This is a genomic window from Pseudomonadota bacterium, from assembly GCA_010028905.1.
Classification (GTDB): Bacteria; Vulcanimicrobiota; Xenobia; order RGZZ01; family RGZZ01; genus RGZZ01.
In genome coordinates this window covers 1-2,910 of the sequence record RGZZ01000576.1, presented here as the reverse complement: position 1 = coordinate 2,910, position 2,910 = coordinate 1, and the positions used below count along the sequence as shown (strand labels likewise).

4 protein-coding genes are annotated in these 2,910 nt (G+C 65.4%); all 4 read left to right on the top strand.

The features are described 5' to 3' along the window. The first annotated feature begins 13 nt into the window (after positions 1-13). The gene (locus EB084_23010; protein NDD31134.1) at positions 14-634 is read left to right on the top strand and encodes a hypothetical protein; all 621 of its coding nucleotides are present in this window, start codon (positions 14-16) and stop codon (positions 632-634) included. Further along, positions 634-1,665, top strand: coding sequence for a CRISPR-associated endonuclease Cas1 (gene cas1, locus EB084_23005; GenBank protein NDD31133.1), 1,032 nt, complete (start codon positions 634-636; stop codon positions 1,663-1,665). Before EB084_23010 ends, cas1 begins: the two co-directional genes overlap by 1 nt. Next, positions 1,665-1,946 carry a CRISPR-associated endonuclease Cas2 gene (cas2, locus tag EB084_23000; protein NDD31132.1) on the top strand — a complete coding sequence of 94 codons (282 nt, stop codon included), beginning with the start codon at positions 1,665-1,667 and terminating at the stop codon, positions 1,944-1,946. Before cas1 ends, cas2 begins: the two co-directional genes overlap by 1 nt. 28 nt (positions 1,947-1,974) lie before the next feature. Beyond that, positions 1,975-2,910, top strand: a 936-nt coding sequence (locus EB084_22995) for a hypothetical protein (protein ID NDD31131.1), incomplete at its 3' end; no start/stop codon positions are given.

Sequence of the window (2,910 nt, the reverse complement as noted above, 5' to 3'; positions counted from 1 at the left end):
ACCCGCCTCGGGCATGCAGACTTCGTCGCACGCCGTGGCGCGGGTAGACGAATACATTCCCGAGCACGATCTCGACTTCGTCACCGTGCTCACCCACTGCGCCGTGCTGCGCGAGCTCGCCCGAAAGGCCGACGCCGAACGCCGCCTGAGCAACGACGAGGCCATGGCCCTCATTCATACCGTGGGGCACCTCGACAACGGCCCGCGCGCGGTGAACGCCGTGCTCGCCAAGTGTCCGGGGGCCGACGAGTCGCTGCGCCTCAAATCGCGGCTCAAGGGCAACCCCATGTCGTGCGCGCGCATACGCTCACGCATTCCCAACGTCACGTCGACCGTGGCCTGCAACTGTCAGTTCGAGGTGGGTGCGGGGCTCTACCCCAATCCACTGCTGCACCTGGCCGCCACAGAAACCGCGTCGACCCAACGGCTGCAGGCGCTGCGACTCGACGCCCTGGTGCAAGACTTTTTGCGCGCGCGCAAATCGCTGCACGACGCGCGCCGCTTCTTCGAAGACAGCTGCGTGCGACTCGCGCGATACTTCGACGAGGCTGGCATCACCGAGATCACCACGCCCTTCGGACGCCTCGAGCGCATCGAGGAAGACGGTCGCGCCGGATTTCGGCTCGAGGTCTGATGTCAGTTCTCTACATCACCGATGAGGGCACCTACCTCACGCGACAAGGCGACCAGCTGGTGGTCATGAAACGCGGAAACGTCATACAAGCGGTACCAGGCCACAAGTTGAACCAGGTCGTGGTCTTCGGCAACGCCCAGGTCAGCTCCGGCGCGCGAACGTGGCTGCTCGACGCTGGAATCGAGACCATCTTCCTCACCATGGGCGGCAAGCTGCGAGGGCGAACGATTCCGGACGAGGGCCGCAACATCGATGTGCGTCGTCACCAGTTCCGCCAGCTCGACACCGAGTCGACCGCCATCGATCTGGCGCGGCGGTTCGTCGAGGGGAAGCTGGTGAACTGCCGCACGCTGCTGCAGCGCCATCAGCGCGCCCGCCCGAACACGGCGGTCGAGATGGCGCTGCACCGCCTGCGCCACGCATCGGCCAAGGTACAGGAAGCGTCCACCCTCGACATGGTGCGCGGCTTCGAGGGGGCGGGCGCGGCCGCGTACTTCGGCGTGTTCAACCATCTCGTTCTCGTTGAGGGATTCCCCTTTGGTGGACGCACGCGCCGACCGCCCCTCGACGCGCTCAACGCCATGTTGAGCTTCGGCTACACCCTGCTGCTCGGAACGGTGAGGGCGGCCGTGCAGATCGTGGGGCTCGACCCCTACCTGGGCAGCCTGCACGCGCCAGAGAACAACAAACCAGCGATGGTGCTCGACCTCATGGAGGAGTTTCGGCCGCTGCTCGTCGACGCCGTGGTGCTGCGCGCCGTGAACCGACGCCAGATCACGCCCGATGAGTTCGCGTACGGGGTCGAGACCGATCACGAGACCGATGCCCCGAAACCACCGCTGGCGGTGCTTCTTGGGCGTGACACCATGAAGAAGTGGATTCTGCTCTACGAAGACCTGCTGCGTCAGACCATCGTGCATCGCGCCACAGGGCTGCAGCTCACCTGGCGCGACGTGGTGCTCGAGCAGACGCGCGCGGTGGCGAGACATCTAAAGGGAGAGGCGCCCTACGAGGCGTTCACCATACGCTGATGTTCGTTCTCGTCAGCTACGACATCGTCGACGATGGCAAGCGCACGAAGGCGGCCAAGATGCTGCTGGCCTATGGCAAGCGCGTGCAGAAGAGCGTGTTCGAGTGCCACGTCGACGACAAGCGCTACATCGAGCTCAAGGGCAAGCTCGAGAGCCTGGTCGATCTGAGCATCGACAGCGTTCGCTTCTACAGCGTATGCAAGCGATGCCTGGGGGCCATCGAGGTGGTGGGGTGGGGCACGGTGACCGAAGACCTCTCTGATGGCCCCATCATCGTCTGACAACCCGAGCAGGTTCGGAGGTGCGACCATGGGTGAAGAAGCGGCTGTGGAAGAAGGGTGGCTCGAGATACAGGCGTTGCGCAAAGAGGGGCGCTTCAGCGACGCCATCGACCGTGGGCTCGCCCTGCTCGAAATGCACGCTTCAGACAAGCGGGTGCGCTCGCAGGTTGACTGGGCCTTCCACGGCCAGGTGAAACAGATGGCGGGCGGCATCGCCGCGCGGGCTCAGTCGTCAGAACCTGTCGCTCGCGCTGACATCGACGCCCTGGTGAACGAGGTTCGCCGTTTCGCCCGGCTTCCCAAGCGCCGACCCGATCGCGCCGTGAGCCTCATTCTGCTCGAGCTGGCGCGAATCGCGCCCCACCTGCCCACGTTCCCGGGGATGGTGCGCTGGGTGGGCCTCGATGGCCTGGCCGATGAAGACTGGCAGTACCAGAAGCGCAACGAGCGAGAGTTCTCTCCCATTGGGTTGCGCGTGGCGCGCGGGCTTGCGAAGTGGGCCAAAGAGCACGGAGATGCTTCGCCCGACGACCTCACGCTCACGGTGTCGTGGCTCGAGCGGGCCCGCTCGGTGGCGCGAGGCGATGACGCACTATGGCTCGACTGGGATGGTGCCTCGCTCTATCGTCGCGTGAATCGAGGTGATGACGCGGCCACGTGCCTCACCCATGTGGTGAAGGCGAAGCAGCGCGAGTTCTGGGTGTGGGCCGAAGCCTCGCGGCTCTATTCTGAAGCCCGACCCGACCTGGCCATCGCGTGCGCCTGCCGCGCCCTCGAGTGCGGGGCCGACGAGAAGTTTCTTGTGAAGGTGCATCAAGAGCTCGCCGTGCTGCTGGCCCGTGGCGAGGCGTATGCCCAGGCCAGCCACGAGATCGCGATTGCAGCCGGGATCCGCGCGAAGAACGGGTGGAAGGCCGACGCCACGTTGCGCGAGCTGGTAGAGAGCGCATGGTACGACCCGTCC